The following is a 23032-nucleotide window of genomic DNA, read 5'->3' on the forward strand; positions in this document are numbered from 1 at the left end:
TCATCGCCCGGCCCGGCCCTTCAGAACGGGCATGCCGAGCACGACCGGATCCAGCCGCCGTGCGGGCGCCCCGGTCCGCCGTCCGACGCGCAACCGGGCCGAGCGCGCACGGGGATTGGCGGCCAGTTCCGCGGCATCCGGCTCGATCGCCTTGCGCGTCACGGGGTCCCAGGCCGGCGCCCCGCCGTCGGCCTGCGGGGCATGGCGGCTGGGACCGGCGGGGGGCGCCAGGAATCGCTTCACCATCCGGTCCTCGACCGAATGGAAGGTGACCACCGCCAGAAGCCCCCCCGGCCGCAGCACCCGTTCGGCGGCGGCAAGCCCCCGCGCCAGTTCCCCATATTCGTCATTCACCGCGATGCGCAGCGCCTGGAAGGTCCGCGTGGCGGGATGGGACTGGCCCGGACCGGGGCGCGGCAGGCAGGCTGCGACGATGGCCGCCAGTTCGGTCGTGGTCTCCACGGGCCGGGCCTGCACGATGGCCCGGGCGATGCGCCGCGCCGCGCGCTCCTCTCCGTAGAGGAAGAGGATGTCGGCCAGATGCTCCTCCGCTGCCTGATTGACAAGGTCATGGGCGCTTGTGCCGGACTGGCTCATCCGCATGTCGAGCCGCGCCTCCTTGCCGAAGGAGAATCCCCGCTCCGCCTCGTCGAGCTGCATCGAGGACACCCCCAGATCGAGCACGACGCCATCGAGAGGCACCGCCCCTTCCTCGGCGGCAATGCGGTCCAGCTCTCCGAAGGTGCCCTCGCGCAGCAGGATCCGCCCCTGCCAGTCCGGCAGCCAGGGCTCTGCCAGGCATAGCGCGGCCGGATCGCGATCGATGCCGATGACGCGCGCCGCGCCCGCCCCGGCCAGGGCGCGCGCATAGCCCCCCGCGCCGAAGGTCCCGTCCAGCCAGACACCGCTCACCGGGGCACAGACAGACAGCAGCGGGCCGAGCAGCACGGGAACATGCGGAGGTCGCAAGGCCGCCTCCGTCATGGTGCCCCCCAGACCAGGGTCATGGGATCGAAGCCCTCGCCCTGCGCCTCGAGGAATGCGCGCGTCTCGGCGGCGACCTTCTCCTCATAGGTGGCGGCGGCCCAGATCTCGAAATGGTCCCCCGCGCCGGAGAAGACAACCTCCCCTCGGTCAGACCGAGCTTCTGGCGCTGGCGGGCCGGCAGGACCACACGCCCATCGCGATCCACCTCGAGCCGGACCGACTGGCCGAGGATCAGACGCTGGGACATCGTCTTGCGCAGCGCCTCTTCGGGCGTGGCGGGACGGATCGCCATGATCCGGCGGGCGATCTCGTCAAAGGCGGCAACGGTGTAGGCCTCCAGCCGGTCCTTCAGATGCTCGCCATAGAGAAGATAGAGAGAAGGATTGAGGCCCTCGGTCCAGGCCGGGTCATTGGCCTCCAGCACACGGCGGAAATCCGAAGGGATCGACATGCGGCCCTTGCCGTCGATCCGCTGCGGGTATTCGCCTGTGAAGCTGGCCGTTGGCACCGCTCGACCGCTCCTTCCCCTGCCCCCGATCCGTGCTGCCTGCGTCAAACCGAACGCGGCGGGTCAAGGGCTGCCACACCTGACCCGCCGCGCCGCCCCTTTCGGGAAGTCCGACTGCGCGCGCACCTGGGGGGATGCTGCTCGCTCGCGCGCCGGATTCTGTCGCTTCATTGTCCTGCTCGGTTCACCTGCCGGAAACGACCGGAAAGGTTTGCCTGTATGATTGCCTCGTTGCGGGGGTGTTCCGACTCCCCTTCTGTATCCATCCGCTCGCTTCCGACACCAAAGGGATGACATGGGAAATCATGGCACTCAAGGGGAATGTTGGAGTCGCGGGCGCCTTGTGCGCGAAAGCCACAGCGCAAGAGCGAACATGCCTGTGGGCAAGACAGTGGATATCACGATTTTCTTGGGGTTTGCCTGTCGCCGCATTGCAGCACAACCTCTGGCGGTGCCAGAAACCGCCAGGAGGACGAATCAGGGGACGGGCGGCATGATTCGCGCCATCCCTTGCCCTTGGGGAAAGGGGGGCGGCGGGAAATATCAAGGATTTGCAATCTCCTGCTGGCGTCTTCTCGCCAACTGCATGAGAACGAATCGCGGATATACCCGGCTCGGTCCGGCCGCACCCTCCCCGGCCTGCCCGCGGCCGCCCCGGCCGCCCCGTCAGGTTCCAGATTTTCCCGGACTGCGCCTCAGGCCATCCCGCCGGCCACCAGCCGCTGCGCCAGGGCCCGCCAGATCGCCGCAGCCGGGCTGTCCCCTGCCGCCACCGGCAGGCCCTCATCCCCCGCCAGGCGGGTGGCCAGGTCGATCGGAATCCGCCCGAGGAAGGGCAGGCCTTCGCGCAGAGCCTCCGCCTCGGCCCCGCCCTGGCCGAAGATGTGGCTCTCCTGGCCGCAATGGGGGCAGACAAAGCCGCTCATGTTCTCGATGATGCCAAGGACCGGCGTGCCCAGCAGGCGGAACATGTCGAGCGCCTTGCGGGCATCGATCAGGGCTACATCCTGCGGGGTGCTGACGATGATCGCCCCCGTCAGCCGCGTCCTCTGGCAGAGCGAGAGCTGCACATCCCCTGTCCCCGGCGGCAGATCGACGAGGAGGACATCGAGCCGCCCCCAGGCCACCTGTGTCAGAAGCTGCTGGAGCGCGCCCATCAGCATCGGCCCGCGCCAGACGACGGCCTTGCCCGGATCGACCATCAGGCCGATCGACATCATCGTGACGCCATGGGCCTGCACCGGCTCGATGGTCTGCCCGTCGGGGCTCGAGGCACGGCGCGCCACGCCCATCATGCGCGGCTGCGAGGGTCCGTGGATATCGGCATCCAGAAGCCCGACCCGCCGCCCCTCACGCGCGAGGGCAACGGCCAGATTGGCCGCAACGGTGCTCTTGCCCACGCCCCCCTTGCCCGAGGCGATCGCCAGGATGCGGTCGATGCCGGGCACCGCCTGCGGACCGGCCTGCGGCGTCGGATGCCGCCCGACGGTCAGCGCCGGCGCCCCCTGCCCCTGCGGCGTCCCCTGCCCCTGCGGCGGCCGGGCGGGCGCGGCCGGTCCGTGCGCCGTCAGCACGACGGACACGGACTGCACCCCCTCGAGGGCCCGGATCCGGGCCTCGGCCTCGGCCCGCACCGGTTCGAGCCGCCGGGCCGCCTCGGGCGAAGGCGCCTCGATCACGAAGCGCACCGCCCCCCGGCGACCGCCAGCGCCTGCACCATGCCGGATTCGGCCAGCGAGCCCCCTCCGGGCAGCGCGAGCTGCGCAAGCGCCGCCATCACCTGCTCCTTCGTCGGGGCCATCTGTCATCCTCCTGTCGCATGGATGCGTCATTCTCATCGGTCGGCCTTGACGGAAATGCGTCTGCGCATCCGCCCGCCGCCCAAGGTTCAGGCAACCCTCATCGCCTTGCAGGCAAAGCGCAAGCCCACCGCAGGGGGGGGCTTCTCGGGATGCCCCAGCGGAAAGCTAACCGCCTGAAAAACCGACAGACAGCTTATGCGCGGGGCGCATGGCGGCCTTGCGGCCGGGCGGGATTGTGCAGTTGCAGCATTTGGCCCATCTGTTGCCCCGACAGCGCAGACAGCGCGTCCCCCGACAGAACTGATCGGGGAGAGCAGTCAAGAAAACGGACAACACCAACCCGAAAGAGACGCACATGGCCTTCGTGACCCAAACCTCCCGCAGCATCGCCGCCGGCACCTTCGGCGCGCGCCTCGCCGCGATGTGGCAGGGCCTGTCCGAACGGGTGGCCCGCCATCGCCTCTACCGTCAGACGCTGAACGAGCTGTCGGCCCTGTCCGACCGCGATCTGGCGGATCTCGGCCTCCATCGCTCGCAGATTGCCGATGTGGCGGCCGAGGCGGCCTACGGCGCCCGCTGAGCAGGCCTCTTCCCGGTTTCCGGGCCCGGATCCCCTCCTCCTCCCGGGGATCCCGGTCTGAACGGCGGCCCGCTCCTCCTCCTCCCGGAGCGGATCGCCGGCTGGCGGCGGGACCGACCTCCTCCCTGTCCCGCCGCTCCGATCTTTCATCCGCCCGCGTGCCCTCCTCCTCCCGGGTGCGGGGCGGCTCGCGGCGGAGCCACCTCCTCCCGGCTCCGCCGCCCGGATTTCGCAGGCTCCCTTCTCCTCCCATTTCCGGGGGCCTGGCGGAACGGCGGCGGGCCACCTCCTCCCGGCCTGCCGCCCGCTTCTCGAACGGCTCGTCCCACCTCCTCCCGGGACGGCAGCCATGCGAGACGGCGGCCCGCCCCTCCTCCTCCCGGGGCGGTGCCGCCGCTTTTCTTTCGGATCCGATCTTTCGGATCCCACCTTCCCCCTCTTCACTTCCGTCCGCTTCGCCGTGATGGTCGCGTCATCTCGCAGCCATGACGGGGCAGGACGAATGCGGGCTTCGCTGATCTCGACGGCACTGGTGGCGGCGCTGGTCGGCTTCGGCTCGACCGTCGCGCTGGTCCTGGCGGCCGCTGCGGCCGTGGGGGCCTCGCCCGAACAGGCCGCCTCCTGGATCCTGGCCGTCTCGCTCGCCAAGGCCATCGGCACGGCGCTGCTGTCCTGGTGGTCGCGAATGCCGATGGTGCTGGCCTGGTCCACGCCGGGGGCAGCTCTTGTCGCTGCGACCGAGGGGCTGACCATGGAACAGGCCGTTGGCGCCTTCATCCTCGCCGGCCTGCTGATCGCCGCCGCGGGACTGATCCGCCCGCTCGGGCGGCTCGTCGCGGCCATCCCGGACGCCATTGCGGCCGGCATGCTGGCAGGGGTCCTGCTGCCCTTCGTGCTGCGCCTTGCCCCATCGGCACTCGAATCACCGGCCCTTGTGCTGCCGATGGTCCTGCTCTTTGTCCTTGTGCGGCAGCGGCATCCCGCCTGGGCGGTGCTGGCGGCGCTGCTGCTCGGCCTCCTGCTGGCAGCCCTGACAGGGGCCGCGACCGCACCGGGCGCCGTCGGTCTGCCCGGCCTTGTCCTGATCGAGCCGGTCTTCGATGCCGGCACCGCCATCGGCCTTGCCGTGCCCCTCGCGCTCGTGACGATGGCCTCGCAGAACCTGCCCGGCTTTGCGACGATGCGTGCCGCGGGCTATGAACCCCCGGTCGGCACGGCCCTGACGACGACGGGCCTGCTCTCGTCCCTCTCGGCACTGTTCGGCGCCCATCCGATCAGCATGGCGGCCATCACGGCGGCCATCTGCCTGGGCCCCGATGCCCATCCAGACCCGGCCCGGCGCTGGCGCGTCGGCCTGGCCTATGGAGCGATCTGGGCGGGGCTGGGACTGGCCTCGCCCCTTGTCGTCGCGGTGCTGACAGGTCTGCCCCCTGCACTGGTGTCGGGCATTGTCGGGCTGGCGCTGCTGGGTCCGCTCACCGGGGCGATGACGGCGGCGACCGGCCCCGCAGCGACCCGCCTGGCCGCCGTGGCCACGCTGGCCGTGACGGCCTCGGGCGTGGCGGCCTTCGGCATCGGCGCCGCCTTCTGGGGCCTCCTTGCCGGGCTGGCTTTCCATGCGCTGGATCGCGCCCTCATGCGCGGCCGTCCTTCGGACTCTCCATCACGATGATGCTGGTGATCGACCGCACCGTGGGCACCGTGCCCAGCACGTCGTCGTGAAAGACCTTGTAGGCGGCCAGGTCGGCCGTCTCGACCCGCAGCAGATAGTCGAAGGTGCCGGCGGTGACGTGGCATTCGACCACTTCGGGGCTGCGGGCCATGACCGCCTCGAAGGCGCGCTGGGCGGCCTTGGAATGATCCGACAGGGCGACCGTCACATAGACCACCGTGCCGCGCCCCATCGCGGCGCGGTCCAGCACGGCGCGATAGCCCCGGATCACCCCACGGCCGTTCGAGCGCCTCGACCCGCCGCAGCGTGGCCGAGGCCGACAGACCCACGCGCTGGCTGAGGGCGAGATTCGTGATCCGCCCATCTGTTGCAAGCACACGCAGGATTCGTTCGTCGATCTGGTCAATGGCGGCCATGGATTGCGTCCATACCGCTGTTCTGCGCAACTTCGCAATTCCATGCCAGGACCCGCCCCTTATCCTGCGCGGCCATGGATCCCGCCCTGTTTCCCGCCCTGCTGGCCTTTTCCTTCGTCTCCTCGATCACGCCGGGGCCGAACAACCTGATGCTGCTGGCATCAGGGGCGAATTTCGGCTTCCGCCGGACGCTGCCGCACATGTTCGGCGTGGCGGCGGGGCATTCCTTCATGGTGCTGGCCGTGGGCCTGTTCCTGATGGGCCTGTTTCATGCGCTCCCCGTTCTCCACGATGCGCTGACCGTCGTCTCGGTCGTCTACCTCCTCTGGCTCGCCTGGCGCATCGCCATTGCCGTGCCGAAGGACGGCACGGCCCGCGGCCGCCCCCTCACCTTCTGGGAGGCTGCCGCCTTCCAATGGGTCAATCCCAAGGCCTGGTACATGGCGATCTTTGCCATCACCCTCTATGCGGGCGATTCGACTCTCGGCGTCATCGCCGTGGCGGGCGTGTTTGCGCTGACCAACCTGCCCTCGATTTCGGCCTGGGCCGCCCTGGGGACGGAACTGCGCCGCTGGCTCGACACGCCCTCGCGCCTACGGGCCTTCAACTGGACGATGGCGGCACTGCTGGTCCTGTCGCTCTGGCCCGTGGTGGCGCCCTATCTTCGGGCGTCGCCTCCCTGACGGGACCGGAGGTTAACGCCCGTTAACCAGCCAATGCCCTGATATCACGCCGATTCGATCCCCTCACGCAACGCGCGTTGCGTTAACCGCCCGTCAACCCTGCGCCGGCATGGTGACCGCCAAGGAAAGGAGGTCCCATGCCCATCGCCCGCTCAGAACGGCACATCGTCCCCCGCGGCCTGCGCCGCGGCCGTGACGAATCGTGCCACGACCTTCTTCTCCCCGCCTTCTCGAAGGCGATGTCGAGCTTGTCGCCATCCACGCGGGTGACGCGACCGTAGCCGAACTTCTGGTGGAACACCCGGTCGCCGACGGCATGGACGGGCATCGCCGTGCCGTCGATGGTCAGGCCCCGCACCTCCTGCGGATCACGCCTCCGCCCCATGGGCTGGAGGGCTGCCCGCGCCTGCATCCGGCGCCAGCCGGGGCTGGCATAGACATCCGCCCGGGCCGCCCGGTCATGCAGGGCCGATCCGCTCTGTCCGCCGGAAAGGGGCAGAGCGCCCAATCCCGTCCCTGCCGCACCATAGCCCCCGCCCTGAAGGCCCGGCGGCGTCAGCACCTCGACATGTTCGGGCGGCAGCTCGTCCACGAAGCGGGAGGGAAGCTGGGCCTGCCACTGTCCATGCACTCGCCGGTTGCCGGCAAAACTGACGATCGCCACCCGTTCGGCGCGCGTCAGCCCGACATAGGCCAGGCGCCGCTCTTCCTCGAGGCCCTTCAGCCCCCCTTCATCGAGCGACCGCTGCGACGGGAACAGCCCCTCTTCCCAGCCGGGAAGGAACACCGCCGGGAATTCCAGCCCCTTCGCGGCATGCAGCGTCATGATCGTGACCTTCTCGGCCCCGTCCTCGCTGTCGTTCTCCATGACCAGCGCGACATGTTCGAGAAATCCCTGCAGGCTGTCGAACTCCTCAAGGGCCTTGACCAGCTCCTTGAGGTTCTCGAGCCGCCCGCCCGCATCGGGCGACTTCTCGGCCTGCCACATGCCGGTATAGCCCGATTCGTCGAGGATCGCCTGCGCCAGCTCTACATGGGTGTCGGGTTCCTCGAGGATCTGGCGATGCCAGCGGGCCATGGCGTCCACGAACACCCGCAGCTCGGCCGCCCCCCGGCCGGACAGCAGCCGCGATTCGACCGCGATCCGCGCGCCCTCGAGCAGCGACACGCGATGGGTCCGTGCCACGGTCTGGATGGTCTGGACGGCCTTGTCGCCCAGGCCCCGCTTGGGCGTATTCACGATCCGCTCGAAGGCGAGATCGTCGTCCGGGCTGACGGCCAGACGGAAATAGGCCAGCGCGTCGCGGATCTCCTGCCGTTCGTAGAAGCGCGGGCCGCCGATCACGCGGTAGGGCAGGCCGATGGTCAGGAAGCGGTCCTCGAAGGCCCGCATCTGGTGAGAGGCCCGCACGAGGATCGCGATGCCGTCGAGGCCGATGGGATCCATCCCCCGCGTGCCGCGCTGCATGGCCTCGATCTCCTCGCCGATCCAGCGCGCTTCCTCCTCGGCGTCCCAGTGGCCGATCAGGCGGACCTTCTCGCCCTCGTCCAGCGTGGTCCACAGCCTCTTGCCCAGCCGCGCCCGGTTGCCCGCAATGAGGGCGGAGGCGGCGGCAAGGATATGCGGGGTGGAACGGTAGTTCTGCTCGAGCCGGATCACCGCGGCGCCGGGAAAGTCCTGCTCGAATCGCAGGATGTTGCCCACTTCGGCACCCCGCCAGCCATAGATCGACTGATCGTCGTCGCCCACGCAGCAGATGTTGCGGTGCCCGTCGGCCAGCAGCCGGAGCCAGACATACTGGGCGATGTTGGTATCCTGATATTCGTCCACGAGGATGTAGCGGAAGCGGCGCCGATACTGCTCCAGCACATCGTCATGTTCGCGGAAGATGCGGATCATGTGCAGCAGCAGATCGCCGAAGTCGCAGGCATTGAGGTCGCGCAGGCGCTGCTGGTAGGCGGCATAGAGTGCGCCGGCCTTCCCGTCGAAGACCCCCTGCTCGGCGGTCGGGACGCTCTCGGGGCTCCAGGCGCGGTTCTTCCAGCCGTCGATGACATGGGCAAGCTGCCGCGCCGGCCAGCGCTTCTCGTCGATGCCGGCCGCGACGATGACCTGTCTGAGCAGACGGAGCTGATCATCCGTGTCGAGAATCGTGAAGTTGGACCGCAGGCCTGCCAGCTCGGCATGACGGCGCAACAGCTTCACGCCGACCGAATGGAAGGTGCCGACCCAGGGCATCCCCTCCACCGCCTGCCCGAGCATGCGCGCCAGGCGCTCCTTCATCTCGCGCGCGGCCTTGTTGGTGAAGGTGACGGCCAGGATCTCGTTCGGGCGGGCCCGCCCCGTGGTGATCAGATGGGCGATGCGGGCCGTCAGCGCCTTGGTCTTGCCGGTTCCCGCCCCGGCGAGCATCAGCAGCGGGCCGTCGAGCGTCTCCACCGCTGCGCGCTGGGCGGGGTTGAGATCGTCGAGCCAGGGCGCACGGGGCGCGGCGGCGGCCATGGCGCGCAGGGAAAGGGGCATGTCGGCATTCGCGGTCATGCCTGTCAGGATAGCCGCACCCCCCGGGCAAGGAAAGCTCCTGTTCGCGCTCTGTTCCGATCCCTGCGTCCATGCGTCCCCCGCCATCCCGATGGACAGATGCCGCCCCTCCGGTCACTCCTGATCGGGGGTCAAGGAGGGAAAGCACCGATGGAGGCCGCCGCCGACCACGTCTTCCGCGAGATGGCCGTGCTGATCCTGCTCGCCGCGGTGGTGGGCCTTGCGGGGCTTCTCATGCGCCAGCCCCTTGTCGTGGGCTTCATCGCCGTGGGCATCCTCGCCGGCCCCGACATGTTCGGCATCGCGCAATCGACTGCCCCTATCGAGGTGCTGAGCCAGATCTCCATCGCGGTGCTGCTGTTCCTCGTGGGGCTCAAGCTCGACCTCGGCCTCGTGCGAAGCCTCGGCGCCGTGTCGCTTGCCACCGGGCTCGGGCAGGTCGGCTTCACCGCCGGGATCGGCTTCCTGCTCTGCCTCGCACTCGGTCTGGACGCGGTGACATCCCTCTATGTCGCTGTCGCGCTCACCTTCTCGTCCACCATCATCATCGTGAAGCTGCTGTCGGACAAGCGCGAGATCACGGCGCTGCACGGCAGGATCGCGCTGGGCTTTCTCATCGTGCAGGACATCGTCGTGGTTCTCGCGATGGTCGTGCTCTCTGCGCTCGGCATCAGCGCGGGAGAGGGCGAGGCGGGCAGCCCGGCCGACATCGCGCGCGTCCTGCTCGGCGGTTTTGCGATGGTCGCGGCGGTGGTCCTGTTCGCGCAACGGGCCGCAAGTCCGATCCTCACCGCACTCGCCCGCTCGCCCGAACTGATGGTCGTCGCGGCCGTGGGCTGGGCGGCGGGACTGGCGGCGGCGGGCGAATGGATCGGCTTCGGCAAGGAACTCGGCGGGCTGCTCGCCGGGGTCTCGCTCGCCTCGACGCCATTCCGCGACGCCATCGGTTCGCGGCTGTCCTCGCTGCGGGATTTCCTGCTGCTGTTCTTCTTCATCGCGCTGGGCATGCGGATCGACCTCTCGAATCTTGGCGCACAGCTGGGGCCGGCGCTCGTGCTGTCGGTGTTCGTCCTCGTCGGCAACCCGCTGATCGTCATGGCGATCATGGGGTTCATGGGCTACCGTCGCCGGACCGGTTTCCTCGCCGGGCTCACGGTCGCCCAGATCTCCGAATTCTCGCTCATCTTCATGGCGATGGGGGTTGCGCTCGGCCATGTGCGCGAGGAGGCGATGGGTCTTGTCACGCTCGTGGGCCTCGTGACCATCGCGCTCTCTGTCTACATGATCACCTGGTCACATCCCCTCTACGACCGTCTTGCGCCACTTTTGCGGCCCTTCGAGCGCCGCCGCCCCTTCCGCGAGGAGGCCGAGGAACACGCGCCCCGGACGCGCGAATTCGACGTGATCCTGTTCGGGCTCGGCCGCTACGGCTCCGCTATCGGCGAGCGCCTGGCCGCGCGGGGGCATTCGGTGCTCGGCGTGGATTTCGACCCCGAGGCGCTCCGGTCCTGGCGGGCAAAGGGGCATGCCGGGATGTTCGGCGACATCACCGATCCGGACTTTCCTGCCCATCTGCCCCTGGCAGGGGCGCGCGTCGTGGTCTCGGCCGTCCCTCGCAGCACCGGCGACCTGACCGCCGCCGATCCCCAGATGGCGCTGCTGCACGGCCTGCGCAGCGCGGCCTTCGGCGGTCAGGTCGTCCTGTCAGCCGACAGCGAGGAGGCCGCGCGCACCTTCCTGCACGAAGGCGCGACGCTGATGCTCGAACCCTTCCGCGATGCTGCCGAGCAGGCCGCCGAGCGCATCGGGCTGCTGCTGGACCCGCCTTCCGACGACAGGACGGCCGCATGACGGCCATGACGCATCATTCCGTGCTTCGCGGCTCTTGCGCTGCAACGCGGCGATCCTAGAGTGCGCGCGCCACAGGGGGAGCCGCCGATGCCCGAATTCCGCAAGATCCTCATCGCCAACCGGGGCGAGATCGCGATCCGCGTCATGCGCGCGGCCAACGAGATGGGCAAGCGCACGGTCGCCGTCTATGCCGAGGAGGACAAGCTCGGCCTGCACCGGTTCAAGGCCGACGAAGCCTATCGCATCGGCGAGGGGCTGGGCCCCGTTGCGGCCTATCTCTCGATCCCCGAGATCATCCGCGTCGCCCGGATGTCGGGGGCCGATGCGATTCATCCCGGCTATGGCCTGCTGTCCGAGAATCCCGATCTGGTCGATGCCTGCGTGGCAGCGGGGATTGCCTTCATCGGCCCCACCGCGGCGACGATGCGCGTGCTGGGGGACAAGGCCTCGGCCCGCCGGGCCGCCATCGAGGCCGGGGTGCCCGTGATCCCCGCAACCGGGGTTCTGGGCGATGACATGGACGCGATCCGCGCCGAGGCCGCGGCGATCGGCTATCCGCTGATGCTCAAGGCGTCCTGGGCGGGGGCGGACGGGGCATGCGCCCGATCCTCTCGGAGGAGGAGCTGGAGGCCAAGATCCGCGAAGGCCGGCGCGAGGCCGAGGCCGCCTTCGGCAATGGCGAAGGTTATCTGGAGAAGATGATCCAGCGCGCCCGTCATGTGGAGGTGCAGATCCTCGGCGACAGGCAGGGCAACGTCTGGCATCTGTGGGAGCGCGACTGCACCGTGCAGCGGCGCAACCAGAAGGTCGTGGAGCGCGCGCCGGCCCCCTATCTGACCCAGGCCCAGCGCGAGGAGGTCTGTGCCATGGCCGTCCGGCTCTGCCGGTCGGTCGGCTATGAATGCGCCGGCACCGTCGAGTTCCTCCAGGACATGGATACGGGGGCCTTCTACTTCATCGAGGTCAATCCCCGCATCCAGGTCGAACACACCGTGACAGAGGAGGTGACGGGCATCGACATCGTGCGCGCCCAGATCCTCATCGCGGAGGGCCGCAGCCTCGCGGAGGCGACCGGCGTCGCCCGGCAGGAGGACGTGAAGCTCGACGGCCATGCGCTCCAGTGCCGCGTGACGACCGAGGATCCGCAGAACAACTTCATCCCCGATTACGGCCGCATCCAGATGTACCGGAGTGCGACCGGCCCCGGAATCCGGCTCGATGGCGGGACGGCCTATACGGGCGCGGTGGTCACGCGCTACTATGATTCCCTGCTGACGAAGGTGACGGCCCGCGCGCCCACGCCCGAGATGGCCATCGCCCGTATGGACCGCGCCTTGCGCGAGTTCCGGATCCGCGGCGTGTCCACGAATATCGACTTCGTGGTGAACCTGCTTAGGCATCCCACCTTCCTGTCGAATGCCTACACGACCAAGTTCATCGACACGACGCCCGAGCTGTTCCGCTTCGCCCCCCGTCAGGACCGGGCGACGCGCCTGCTGACCTACATTGCCGATGTCACGGTCAACGGTCACCCGGAAACGGCGGGCCGACCCGCCCCCCGGCCGAAGCCCGCAAGCCCCGTCCCCCGGTCGAGAGCCTCGGCACCTGGCGGGCCGGCACCCGCCAGCTTCTGGAGGAGAAGGGACCGAAGGCCGTCGCCGACTGGATGAAGGCGCAGACGCGCCTTCTGCTCACCGACACGACGATGCGCGATGCGCATCAGTCGCTGCTGGCCACGCGGATGCGTTCGATCGACATGATCCGCGCGGCGCCCGCCTATGCCCAGCTTCTGCCGGACCTGTTCTCGGTCGAATGCTGGGGGGGCGCCACCTTCGACGTGGCCTATCGCTTCCTTCAGGAATGCCCCTGGCAGCGCCTGCGCGACATCCGCGAACGTCTGCCCAACATCATGACGCAGATGCTGCTGCGGGCCTCCAACGCGGTCGGCTACACGAACTATCCGGACAATGTCGTGCGCGCCTTCGTCCACCGGGCGGCCGAATCGGGGGTGGACGTCTTCCGGGTGTTCGACAGCCTCAACTGGGTCGAGAACATGCGCGTCGCCATGGACGCCGTGATCGAGACCGGAAAGATCTGCGAGGCCGCCATCTGCTATACCGGCGACATCCTCGATCCGGCGCGCTCCAAGTATTCCCTGTCCTATTACGTGCAGATGGCGAGAGAGCTGGAAGCGGCGGGGGCCCATGTCCTGGGGCTCAAGGACATGGCGGGGCTGCTCAAGGCCCCGGCGGCCCGTGTGCTCTTCCGCGCCCTGCGCGAGGAGGTGTCGCTGCCGATCCATTTCCACACCCATGACACCTCGGGGGCGGCGGCGGCCACGATCCTTGCCGCGGCCGAAACGGGGGTGGATGCCGTGGATGCGGCGATGGACGCCTTCTCGGGCGGGACATCCCAGCCCTGCCTTGGCAGCATCGTGGAGGCGCTGCGCGGCACCGAACGCGAGACCGGCCTCGACATCGGGGCGATCCGCACCATCAGCAACTACTGGGAGGCGGTGCGCGTCCAGTATGCCGCTTTCGAATCCGGCCTCCAGGCCCCCGCCTCCGAGGTCTATCTGCACGAGATGCCGGGCGGGCAGTTCACCAATCTCAAGGCCCAGGCCCGCAGCCTCGGGCTCGAGGAGCGCTGGCACGAGGTCGCCCAGGCCTATGCCGATGCCAACCTGATGTTCGGCGACATCGTGAAGGTCACGCCCTCGTCCAAGGTCGTGGGGGACATGGCCCTGATGATGGTCGCCCAGGGGCTGACGCGGGAGCAGGTCGAGGATCCCTCGGTCGAGGTCGCCTTCCCCGATTCGGTCGTGGACATGCTGCGCGGCAATCTCGGTCAGCCCCCCGGCGGCTGGCCCGAAGGTCTGGTGCGCAAGGTCCTCAAGGGCGAGACGCCGCGCACCGACCGGCCCGGCGCGCATCTGCCCCCCGTGGATCTCGAGGCCGCGCGAGAGAAGGCCCAGAAGGAGATCGGTCAGCCTCTCGATGACGAGGACCTGATGGGCTATCTCATGTATCCCAAGGTGTTCTCGGATTACGCGGCACGGCACCGGACCTATGGCCCGGTCCGCACCCTGCCCACCCCGACCTTCTTCTACGGCATGGAGCCGGGCGAAGAGATCAGCGTCGAGATCGATCCCGGCAAGACGCTCGAAATCCGTCTTCAGGCCGTCGGCGAGACGGGGGATGACGGGGATGTGCGCGTGTTCTTCGAGCTGAACGGTCAGCCTCGCACGATCCGCGTCCCCAACCGCAAGGTCCAGGGCAGCGCGCCCCGGCGCCCGAAGGCCGAACCCGGCAATCCCGGCCATGTCGGGGCGCCCATGCCGGGCGTGGTGGCCTCCATCGCCGTCCAGCCGGGCAAGCCCGTGCGGGCGGGCGACCTGCTGCTGACCATCGAGGCCATGAAGATGGAAACGGGGATCCATGCCGACCGCGACGGGACAGTGAAGGCTGTCCATGTCGCGCCCGGGGCCCAGATCGACGCCAAGGATCTTCTGGTGGAGATCGAATGAGATGACGTGGCGGGAGGGTGCGCGATCCCCCTTGCGCCCCCCCCGCCGGTCCCGCTAGATAGCCGCTCACGGAGCGGGCGGGTGTAGCTCAGGGGTAGAGCACAACCTTGCCAAGGTTGGGGTCGAGGGTTCGAATCCCTTCGCCCGCTCCAATGGATCCCTCTTCCCTCAGACTTCCGTCGTTAACGGAATCCTAACCATTTGGTGCGATCCTTCCTCCGTGAACTTCGGAGGATGGCGATGGGCGCGATTCGGGATCAGGGTCTGACGGCGCAGGGGGCGGCGGCCCCTGCTCCCGATGTTCCTGCCCTTGGGGCGCGGCTGTCGGCATTGGCCGCCCGGATCGGGGGCCGGGAAGCGGATGACGGCCCGGCCTGTGCGGTCCGCATCGGCGGCATCGGCGGCATCGGCGGCATCGGCGGCATCGGCGGGGGTCTGTCCCGCGGGGCAGGATGCTGCAAGGCCGGAAATGATCGGCTGCCAGAAGGCTGATTGTTCCGTGTCCGTGGATGAAAGGCGCGCTGGGCTTCCCCCGCCTGCCACAGGGTCTATGTCATTTCGGCCGGGTTTTCAGGGCCGGAGGGACGATGGATCGGCTGTCCTGCGACCGCATGTTTGCCGCCATCATGGAGGCTGGCAGCCTTGCCGCGGCGGCCCGGCGTCTGGGCACGAGTGCGGGTCAGGCCTCCAAGCTGCTGGCCCGCCTCGAAAGCGATCTGGGGGTGCGGCTTCTGCACCGGACGACGCGCGCCCTGCAACCGACGGAGGCCGGGCAGGCCTATTACGCGCGCATCCGGTCCATTCTGGAGGATTACGAGGCGCTCGATGCAGAGATGCGGGACGCGACGGGCAAGCCGCGGGGGCGGGTGCGTGTGACGGTGCCCCTGTCCTTCGGGACGATCCGGCTGGCCCCGATTCTGGCGGCCTTTGCGCGGGACAATCCGTGCATCGCGCTCGATGTGCAGTTCTCGGACCGTCTGGTGCCGCTTGTGGAGGAGGGTTTCGATCTCGCGGTGCGGGTGGGGCATGTGGAGGACTCGGCCCTGCTGGCGCGGCGGATCGGGTCGGCTCGGCTGCTCGTCGTGGGATCGCCGGATTACCTGCGCCGGGCTGGTCGGCCCCAGCGGCCGGAGGATCTCGCCGGGCATGCCTGCATTCTCGACAGCAACCTGCGCGAGCCGGGACGCTGGCCATTCCGCAAGGGTCTCCGGGTCGGGGTCACAGGCCGTCTCTGCTTTTCGGATGCGACGGCCTGCCTGACGGCGGCCGAGGCGGGGCTGGGACTGGCCCTGTCGCCCGATTTCGTGGCCGAACGATCGCTGGCAGCGGGGCGGGTGGAGGCTGTTCTGACCGACCAGATGGACGATCCCGTTCCGATCCATGCCCTGACGCCTTCGGGCCGGCATGTTCCGGCCAAGACACGCCTGCTGATCGAGGCTCTGGCGAGGGGGCTGCGTCGAGGCGCCGGCGGGCATCGCGGAACGGACCACCCGCCGGCAGGATCTGGCTGTCTGATCCCCTGCCCGCGGTCCGCCGATCCCAAGAAGGGACGGATGCGTCTGCGGTCCGGCAGCTCAGGCTGCGGGGTCCGCTCCCCAGATGGCCTCGAACTCGCGCCATTCCCGAGCGCTCATTCCGCTGTCCTCGAAGGCCACCCGTTCCCCCGGAGCCGTCGACGCAGCACCTCCACTGCCTGCGCCGACAGGGTGACCGCGTTGAGGCGATAATCCTCGAAGGCGCGCCAGGCGATCGGCACCCAGTCGCGGACGATGGAGGCGATGACCCCGGCATAGGCGCGGATTTCCCACTGGGCATGGGGGTCGATCCGCAGGCGCAGGAAGTGCAGGAGATTGTGGAGATTCACCTTCCAGTACCACTGGGTATAGACATTGGCCGGAAGATTCATCCGGGCCAGTTCGCGTGCCAGGCCCTGCTGGCCGTCGGTGGCGATCATGGCCTCGTAATGGTCATAGGCGCGCATGGCATCCTCGCGCAGCCAGCGCAGGACGCGCTCGGCCTCTTCCCCGGTCAGCGCCGCGCCTCGGCCCTGGTTGTTGGTCGTGCTCTGCGCGGCCAGATGTTCGGGGGCGGGAATGTAGAACTCGCGGTCGAGGACGGAATAGCGGGCCGAGTATTCGTTGACGCTCGCGGTGCGGTGGCGGATCCATTGACGCGCCACGAAGACGGGCAGCTTCACATGGAACTTCACCTCGCACATCTCGAACGGGGTGGTGTGGGCATGGCGCATGAGATAGCGAATCAGGGCCTCGTCGCTGGAGACGGCCCGGGTTCCGCGACCATAGCTGACGCGGGCGGCCTGCACGATGGCGGCATCATCGCCCATGTAGTCCACCACCCGGACGAAGCCGTGATCCAGCACCGGAACGGCCTCGTGCAGGCGGCGTTCGATGCCGGGGGCGACAGGGCGAAAGGTGGGGCGAGTCTCGGCGCGGAGGGCGGCGATCTCGGCCTGCTGCTCGGGGGTAAGGGGCATAACGGTCTCCGCAAGCGCATCCGCGAGCGGCCAGTCTAGTCCCTGCTCCCGCAGAGGCGAGACGGCGGGGCACCAGGGACGGGCCGCGTGGCACGACGGACACGCCGGCGCGGGCCCGACCGCAAGGCCATTGACCCGGGGGTCCATGAATGCGGTGATGAAGAAAAACCTCTCCCCGTCGGCAGGATCTCATGCAGCGCCCTCTCATCCTTCTCGCGCTTCTCGCGGCTCTCGCTGCTTGCGGCGACGGCCAGCCCTTCTTCGACGGGGACGGAGGGGACGCGGGCTCCTCGACCGATTCCGATGGGGACGGGATCACGGACGATCTCGACCCCGATGACGACAATGACGGCATCCCCGACAGCGAGGAGCCGGACAGCGACGGCGACGGCCTCATCGACGACCGGGACACGGATGACGACAATGACGGCATTCCGGATACGGCCGAGATGGACACCGATGGCGACGGCCTCATCGACGACCGGGACACGGATGACGACAATGACGGCATTCCGGATACGGCCGAGATGGACACCGATGGCGACGGCCTCATCGACGACAAGGATCCCGATGACGACAATGACGGCATCCGGGACGAGGATGACGGAGCCCCGCCCGGCAGCGGCTTCACCGATACCGGCGGCGTGGGCGCCATCCCCTCTGCGATCGCCGGCAACCTGACCCGGGTCGCCTACAACCCGGCCGACGATACGCTGTCGGTGACGCTCGATTCCCTCGACACGACACCCATCAGTGCCGTCTATCGGCGCACGCCGGCCCTCGATCTGCCCGGCTACACGGCCTATTCCGTTCAGGAAGACCCGCTGGACCGGATGTTCGTCGCCCTGGTCGCCACCTCTCCCGATGGAACGTCGATGGGGGGGGTCGTGGCGGATGGGGGCCAGTTCAACCGCGTCTTCGGCGGGGCCTTCTACCGCCGGATCGGGGCCTATTCCCCCCCATGTGCCGAGCCAGCCGGGCAATGGCCTTGTCAGCTATGTCGGCACGTATGCCGGTCTCACGAACATCAATGCACCCCGCCCGGGGGAAATCCTTCCCGTTCCCGACGGGATCGATGACTCCCTGATCCCGGGCCAACCGAGCCGCGTCACCGGCGAGGTCTTCCTGAACGCCGACTTTGCCGACAACCGGGTCAATGGCGCGATCTACAACCGGGAGCTGACGGATCAGGGCCTTGCCCTTCAGGATGTCATCCTCGTGATGACCGAGATCCGCTCCAACGGCAGCTTCGACGGAAACGCCGAAAGCATCGATCATTCGACGATCGGCAGCTATGGGGGCGCCTTCGGGGGAACGGGTGCAACCTCGGCAGCCGGGGGAGTGCGCCTGGAAAACCACATTCCCGAGACCGACCGGGAAATCGAATGGGGCACATTCGTGCTCTCGCGCTGTGGCACCCCGGGGGCAAGCCTGACCATCTGCGATCTCGTCAGTCCCGATGCTCCGTAGCCTGGCGGTGGCGCTCTGCCTCCTTTGCGGAGGGGGCGCCCTCGCCCAGACTGTCGTCGAGATACAGCCCCCCGAGGCACGTCACCTTGCCGCACAGGCCGTTCTGGCCGGGGATGCACCGCTGGCACGGGACATCGCCCTTGCCCTTCTGTCACGCGATCATCGCGATGCCGCGGCCTGGCGCATCCTGGCCGCGGCAGAGCTTGCCCTGGACCGGCCCGCAGCGGCCCGGCAGGCGGCGGCCACGGCATGGCGACATGCAGAGGGGCCATTGCGCCGCTATGAGCCGCCCGTCTGGCCGGACTGGCCGCGATGCGGAAGACAGGCCCGGACTGGCCCGGTGGTGGCTGAGGCTGGCCCTTCTTTCGGCCCCCTCGGCCGACGAGAGGGAACGAACCCGGCAGGACGCCGCACGTCTCCGGATGGCCCTGCCGTGGCGATGGGATGCCCGACTGTCCTTCGGGCCAAGCCGCAACGTCAATGGCGGCGCGCAATCCCCCTTCAATGTCATCGAGGGTCTGCCCTTTGTCGGCGTCATCAGCGTGGACGGCCGGGCCCTGTCGGGTTGGGCGGGGGTTCTCGACCTGTCGGTCACCCGCACCCTTTCGGCACGCGAAACCCGGCGGTGGGAAGCCGGATTCCGGATCTGGGCCCGTGGCGTCACCCTTTCGGAGGAGGCGCGCACCCTGATCGAGGCCGAGCGGGACCCGGGGGATCCCCCCCTGACGGGGGCAGACTTTTCCTCGAATCTCCTCGAGATGTCTCTGCGGCAGGACCGGCTGGCCGGGCGCTGGATCCTTGGCACCGAAGCGACGGCCGGGCTGGTCTGGCACGGGGGGGATCTGTCCTACGGGCTGCTGCGGGGCACCGCCGAGGCCTCGCATCCCCTGGGAGAGAGGCAGGACCTCTCCCTCGAGATCTTCGCCGAGCGGCGCTGGAGCCAGGACGGCGAGCGGCAGGCCGACCGCATCGGCGGATCGGTGGAATGGTCGCTGCGGCTGGACGAGGCCGGCCGCGTCGCGCTGTCGCTGGGCCGAGGCACAACGCAGAGCGCCAACCGCAATGCCGTCTCGGAGGACTGGGCTGTGCAGGCACGCTGGACCTCGACCGAACCCGTCGGCCCGGCTGCCCTCGACCTGCGCATGGGGGCGCAGGTCATCGCCTTTCCCGATTATGCCGTCCTGTTTCCCGTGCCCGGCGGCCGCAGCGACGAACGATACTGGGCCTCGGTCGAAGCGACCTTCACGGAGTGGGACATGGCGGGCTTTGCCCCCGTGGTCATGATCGAGGCCTCGCGGACCGACAGCAATGTGAGCCGATTCGACATGCAGGGCGTGACGGTTTCCTTCGGCCTGCGGTCCCGCTTCTGACTGGCGGTTCGCGCAGGGACTGCTAGGTTCCCCCCCGACAAGGAGGACGACCATGACGATCCGCTATCTGCACACGATGGTCCGCGTGAAGGATCTCGAGATTTCCAAGGCCTTCTACGAACTGCTCGGCCTGCGCGAGACGCGTCGCATCGACAACGAACAGGGGCGTTTCACCCTGGTCTTCATGGCGCCGCCGGGACAGGAGGAATGCCCCGTGGAGCTGACCTACAACTGGGACGGCGACGAAGGCCTGCCGTCCGATTCGCGGCATTTCGGGCATCTCGCCTATGAAGTGGACGACATCTATGCCAAATGCCGCGAACTCATGGAGGCGGGCGTGACGATCAACCGTCCCCCCCGGGACGGGCGCATGGCCTTCGTCCGCTCGCCCGACAATATCTCGATCGAGCTGTTGCAGAAGGGCGGGGCCAAGGCGCCCGAGGAACCCTGGATCTCCATGCCGAATATCGGCCACTGGTAGGAGGGCAGACCGGCGGCCCGCGGAATGGAGCCTTCTGGGCTAACGGGGCGCCGACCGACCCGGCCGGAAAGCCAATCAGTAGATGTAGCGGATGCGATCGCTCCAGTAGCGTTCGACACGACGCAGGGCCCGGGTGATGTCATCCATGGTCGAATGGTCGAGGATGCCCCGCTCGATCAGACCTTCGGCATGGGTGGCAAAGAGACGGGCCACGACATCCCGCAGGCGCCGGCCCTTCTCGGTCAGGCGGACGCGCACGGATCGTCGGTCAATCTCCGACCGCTGGTGGTGCATGTAGCCCAGCTCCACCAGTTTCTTGAGGTTGTAGCTGACATTGCTGCCCTGGTAGTAGCCGCGCGATTTCAACTCGCCCGCCGTCACCTCGTTCTCGCCGATGTTGAACATCAGCAGGGCCTGGACGGGGTTGACCTCAAGGATGCCGAGTCGCTCGAACTCGTCCTTGATGACATCGAGCAGGAGGCGGTGAAGCCGCTCCACCAGGTGGAGCGCATCAAGATAGCTGGCCATGAAGGCCGCGTCGCGGGCTGAGGCAGGCGGGTCAAGCGTGGCACGGACATTCATCGTCACAGTCTCTGGCTGGGGCGTCTGCCAGACCGTGACAGGAATTTCTCAAGATACCGTTAAGAGCTCAGGATCTTTCGATAAAATTCGATCATCCGGGACGGGTCAGACCAACGGCACGATGGCGCAAACGGGCAATCAGGGACGCATACCGCTCGGGCGGATCCGCCCTTCCCGCCACCCAGGCCAGCAGGTCATGATCGGATTCGGCCAGCATCGCCTCGTAGAGGTCCAGCTCCTCCGCCGTCAGGCCGGTCAGTTCATGATCGACGAAATCGCGCAGGATCAGGTCCATCTCGCGGATGCCGCGCCACATGCTGCGATGTCTGAGGCGGCCAAGCCGCGCCTGAGCCGATTCCGTCACGCCCCTTCCCCTTCCCCGCTTGTCGATCCGGCCGGATCGCGCCCTATTGCGCCTGCAATCCGGAGCCGTCCCATGCCCTTCCTTTCTGCCGCCCTCGACCGAGTCAAGCCATCGCCCACCATCGCCATGACCACGCGCGCCATGGAGATGCGGGCAGCCGGTCGCGACGTCATCGGGCTGAGCGCCGGAGAGCCGGATTTCGATACGCCCGACCATATCAGGGAGGCGGCCATCCGCGCCATCCGCGAAGGGCGCACCCGATATACCGCCGTGGATGGCATCCCCGAGCTGAAGCAGGCGATCTGCGCCAAGTTCGCCCGCGAGAACAGCCTCGACTATGCCCCCTCGCAGATCAGCGTCGGCACCGGCGGCAAGCAGGTGATCTACAACGCGCTGATGGCGACCCTCAATCCCGGTGACGAGGTGATCATCCCGGCGCCCTACTGGGTCAGCTATCCGGACATGGTGCTTCTGGCCGGCGGCACGCCGGTTCCGGTGACGGCCGGACCCGAACAGGGATTCCGCCTCATGCCGGACCAGCTCGAGGCCGCCATCACACCCCGGACCAAATGGCTGATCCTGTGTTCGCCATCCAATCCGAGCGGAGCCGGCTATGACTCCGCGCAGCTCCGGGCCCTGGCCGATGTGCTGTTGCGCCATCCGCATGTCCGGGTGCTGAGCGACGACATCTACGAACATCTCGTCTTCGACGGCTTCCGCTTCGCCACCATCGCGCAGGTCGAACCGCGCCTGAAGGACCGGACGCTGACGGTCAACGGCGTCTCCAAGGCCTATGCGATGACCGGCTGGCGGATCGGCTATGCCGCCGGTCCCGAGGAGCTGATCCGTGCGATGGCCCGGATCCAGTCGCAGAGCACCTCCAACCCCTGCTCCATCAGCCAGTGGGCGGCTGTGGCGGCCCTGACCGGTCCGCAGGACTTTCTCGAGCCGAACCGCACCCTGTTCCAGAAACGACGCGATCTGGTCGTCGATCTGCTGAACCAGGCGCCCGGCATCGCATGCCCGCGCCCGCAGGGGGCCTTCTATGTCTATCCTTCGATCGCGGACTGCATCGGGGCGGTCAGCCGGGGAGGGCGGCGGATCGACTCGGACACCGCCTTTGCCGAAGCCCTTCTGGAGGAGACCGGTGTGGCTGTCGTCCCGGGAGAGGCCTTCGGCCTGTCTCCGGCCTTCCGCGTGAGCTATGCCACAGGCGAGGACCAGCTCCGCGAGGCCTGCCTGCGGATCCGGTCATTCTGCGAAGGGCTGTCCCGATGACCGACCTGCCCCCCTACTATTTCCGGATCAAGGAAAATGGCGCAGCGGTGTTCCGCGTGGACACCGATAACCGTCAGCGCCGGATCGAGATGGAGCCGATCGCCGTCGTCAACCTGCGCAACGGCAACATCCGTCCGCAGGGCGAACGCGCCCTGACCGAGGAGGATCACGCAGCGATCCGCGACTGGATCGGCCGGCGCCAGGCCCTCATGGCCCGGCGCGAGATCGACGATATCCATCGCACCATCGATCATCTGAACCTGACTGCGCAATGGGCCCAGTCGCAGGCCACGGATGCGCAGCTCGACGAGGTGACGGATGCCCTTCTCCTGGCCATGCACGACTTGCGCTCGGTGCTGGTGCGACGCAAGGCAGAGCGGCTCATGCGCGGGGCGGAGGACAGCTCGCGGTGACCCCGGTGAGCAC

The 23032-nt window shown here is 68.4% G+C and carries 14 protein-coding genes, 1 tRNA gene and 6 pseudogenes; 13 read left to right on the top strand and 8 right to left on the bottom strand.

Translation table 11 applies throughout. From position 1 onward, the window contains the following. The 3 genes and pseudogenes from rsmH to RUTHE_RS06200 form a co-directional block, all read right to left on the bottom strand. Nucleotides 1-984, bottom strand: a complete 984-nt coding sequence (gene rsmH / locus RUTHE_RS06190) for a 16S rRNA (cytosine(1402)-N(4))-methyltransferase RsmH (RefSeq protein WP_040645025.1) — start codon at nt 982-984, stop codon at nt 1-3. Between the two features lie 19 nt (nt 985-1003). After that, nucleotides 1004-1495 (bottom strand): division/cell wall cluster transcriptional repressor MraZ, encoded by a 492-nt coding sequence (locus RUTHE_RS06195; RefSeq protein ID WP_021097474.1) that lies wholly within the window; start codon nt 1493-1495, stop codon nt 1004-1006. Between the two features lie 695 nt (nt 1496-2190). Beyond that, a pseudogene (locus RUTHE_RS06200) lies at nt 2191-3296 on the bottom strand (Mrp/NBP35 family ATP-binding protein). 356 nt (nt 3297-3652) lie between these two features. On the opposite strand from RUTHE_RS06200, the gene RUTHE_RS06205 reads away from it, so the two are divergent. Both RUTHE_RS06205 and RUTHE_RS06210 read left to right on the top strand, forming a co-directional pair. Beyond that, complete coding sequence (locus RUTHE_RS06205) at nt 3653-3877, top strand: DUF1127 domain-containing protein (protein WP_021097477.1); 225 nt, start codon at nt 3653-3655, stop codon at nt 3875-3877. A gap of 502 nt (nt 3878-4379) precedes the next feature. After that, complete coding sequence (locus RUTHE_RS06210) at nt 4380-5549, top strand: benzoate/H(+) symporter BenE family transporter (protein ID WP_040645027.1); 1170 nt, start codon at nt 4380-4382, stop codon at nt 5547-5549. Here the strand turns inward: RUTHE_RS06210 and RUTHE_RS06215 are convergent. Further along, a pseudogene (locus tag RUTHE_RS06215) lies at nt 5512-5965 on the bottom strand (Lrp/AsnC family transcriptional regulator). The gene RUTHE_RS06210 and the pseudogene RUTHE_RS06215 sit on opposite strands and share 38 nt — an antisense overlap. A 74-nt stretch (nt 5966-6039) precedes the next feature. Here RUTHE_RS06215 and RUTHE_RS06220 point away from each other — a divergent pair. Further along, nucleotides 6040-6648 (top strand): LysE family translocator, encoded by a 609-nt coding sequence (locus RUTHE_RS06220; RefSeq protein WP_021097480.1) that lies wholly within the window; start codon nt 6040-6042, stop codon nt 6646-6648. Between the two features lie 152 nt (nt 6649-6800). Here the strand turns inward: RUTHE_RS06220 and RUTHE_RS06225 are convergent. Beyond that, nucleotides 6801-9190: pseudogene (locus tag RUTHE_RS06225) on the bottom strand (ATP-dependent helicase). A gap of 150 nt (nt 9191-9340) precedes the next feature. Between RUTHE_RS06225 and RUTHE_RS06230 the strand changes: the two are divergent. The 4 genes and pseudogenes from RUTHE_RS06230 to RUTHE_RS06250 all read left to right on the top strand — a co-directional run. Continuing rightward, nucleotides 9341-11041 (top strand): cation:proton antiporter, encoded by a 1701-nt coding sequence (locus tag RUTHE_RS06230; protein WP_021097482.1) that lies wholly within the window; start codon nt 9341-9343, stop codon nt 11039-11041. An 87-nt stretch (nt 11042-11128) separates the two neighbouring features. After that, nucleotides 11129-14567: pseudogene (locus tag RUTHE_RS06235) on the top strand (pyruvate carboxylase). Between the two features lie 77 nt (nt 14568-14644). Then, a tRNA-Gly gene (locus tag RUTHE_RS06240) sits at nt 14645-14719 on the top strand. 459 nt (nt 14720-15178) lie between these two features. Next, nucleotides 15179-16006, top strand: a pseudogene (locus RUTHE_RS06250) (LysR family transcriptional regulator); the annotation flags it as partial. Between the two features lie 135 nt (nt 16007-16141). Here the strand turns inward: RUTHE_RS06250 and thyX are convergent. Next, nucleotides 16142-17061 (bottom strand): annotated as a pseudogene (thyX, locus tag RUTHE_RS06255) (FAD-dependent thymidylate synthase). 191 nt (nt 17062-17252) lie between these two features. Between thyX and RUTHE_RS15970 the strand changes: the two are divergent. From RUTHE_RS15970 to RUTHE_RS06270, 4 genes are all read left to right on the top strand, one after another. Next, nucleotides 17253-18140 (top strand): hypothetical protein, encoded by an 888-nt coding sequence (locus tag RUTHE_RS15970; protein WP_021097489.1) that lies wholly within the window; start codon nt 17253-17255, stop codon nt 18138-18140. Beyond that, on the top strand, nt 18025-18531 hold the full coding sequence (locus RUTHE_RS16970) for a hypothetical protein (protein WP_051150381.1): 507 nt from the start codon (nt 18025-18027) through the stop codon (nt 18529-18531). The genes RUTHE_RS15970 and RUTHE_RS16970 overlap by 116 nt, the downstream gene beginning before the upstream one ends. Before the next feature lie 422 nt (nt 18532-18953). After that, the gene (locus RUTHE_RS06265) at nt 18954-19901 is read left to right on the top strand and encodes a hypothetical protein (RefSeq protein ID WP_021097490.1); all 948 of its coding nucleotides are present in this window, start codon (nt 18954-18956) and stop codon (nt 19899-19901) included. 52 nt (nt 19902-19953) lie between these two features. Continuing rightward, a complete protein-coding gene (locus RUTHE_RS06270) occupies nt 19954-20382 on the top strand; it encodes a VOC family protein (RefSeq protein WP_021097491.1) in 429 nt (142 codons plus the stop codon). A gap of 75 nt (nt 20383-20457) precedes the next feature. On the opposite strand, the gene RUTHE_RS06275 is transcribed toward RUTHE_RS06270, so the two are convergent. After that, nucleotides 20458-20910: a MarR family winged helix-turn-helix transcriptional regulator gene (locus RUTHE_RS06275; protein WP_425413921.1), complete on the bottom strand. Its 453-nt coding sequence runs from the start codon at nt 20908-20910 to the stop codon at nt 20458-20460. 145 nt (nt 20911-21055) lie between these two features. Next, complete coding sequence (locus RUTHE_RS06280) at nt 21056-21328, bottom strand: succinate dehydrogenase assembly factor 2 (protein ID WP_040645033.1); 273 nt, start codon at nt 21326-21328, stop codon at nt 21056-21058. 72 nt (nt 21329-21400) lie between these two features. Here RUTHE_RS06280 and RUTHE_RS06285 point away from each other — a divergent pair, with 72 nt between their 5' ends. Together RUTHE_RS06285 and RUTHE_RS06290 are read left to right on the top strand one after the other, a co-directional pair. Then, complete coding sequence (locus tag RUTHE_RS06285; RefSeq protein WP_021097494.1) at nt 21401-22606, top strand: pyridoxal phosphate-dependent aminotransferase; 1206 nt, start codon at nt 21401-21403, stop codon at nt 22604-22606. Then, nucleotides 22603-23019 (top strand): hypothetical protein, encoded by a 417-nt coding sequence (locus RUTHE_RS06290; protein ID WP_021097495.1) that lies wholly within the window; start codon nt 22603-22605, stop codon nt 23017-23019. The genes RUTHE_RS06285 and RUTHE_RS06290 overlap by 4 nt, the downstream gene beginning before the upstream one ends. Nucleotides 23020-23032 lie beyond the last annotated feature (13 nt).

It is taken from the genome of Rubellimicrobium thermophilum DSM 16684 (assembly GCF_000442315.1).
In the GTDB taxonomy this organism is placed as follows: Bacteria; Pseudomonadota; Alphaproteobacteria; order Rhodobacterales; family Rhodobacteraceae; genus Rubellimicrobium; species Rubellimicrobium thermophilum.

Coding starts and splice junctions, on each gene's coding strand:
- rsmH (WP_040645025.1), bottom strand. CDS start 984: ATGACGGAGGCGGCCTTGCGACCTCCGCATGTTCCCGTGCTGCTCGGC.
- RUTHE_RS06205 (WP_021097477.1), top strand. CDS start 3,653: ATGGCCTTCGTGACCCAAACCTCCCGCAGCATCGCCGCCGGCACCTTC.
- RUTHE_RS06210 (WP_040645027.1), top strand. CDS start 4,380: ATGCGGGCTTCGCTGATCTCGACGGCACTGGTGGCGGCGCTGGTCGGC.
- RUTHE_RS06220 (WP_021097480.1), top strand. CDS start 6,040: ATGGATCCCGCCCTGTTTCCCGCCCTGCTGGCCTTTTCCTTCGTCTCC.
- RUTHE_RS06230 (WP_021097482.1), top strand. CDS start 9,341: ATGGAGGCCGCCGCCGACCACGTCTTCCGCGAGATGGCCGTGCTGATC.
- RUTHE_RS15970 (WP_021097489.1), top strand. CDS start 17,253: ATGCAGCGCCCTCTCATCCTTCTCGCGCTTCTCGCGGCTCTCGCTGCT.
- RUTHE_RS06265 (WP_021097490.1), top strand. CDS start 18,954: ATGGCCCTGCCGTGGCGATGGGATGCCCGACTGTCCTTCGGGCCAAGC.
- RUTHE_RS06270 (WP_021097491.1), top strand. CDS start 19,954: ATGACGATCCGCTATCTGCACACGATGGTCCGCGTGAAGGATCTCGAG.
- RUTHE_RS06275 (WP_425413921.1), bottom strand. CDS start 20,910: ATGGCCAGCTATCTTGATGCGCTCCACCTGGTGGAGCGGCTTCACCGC.
- RUTHE_RS06285 (WP_021097494.1), top strand. CDS start 21,401: ATGCCCTTCCTTTCTGCCGCCCTCGACCGAGTCAAGCCATCGCCCACC.
- RUTHE_RS06290 (WP_021097495.1), top strand. CDS start 22,603: ATGACCGACCTGCCCCCCTACTATTTCCGGATCAAGGAAAATGGCGCA.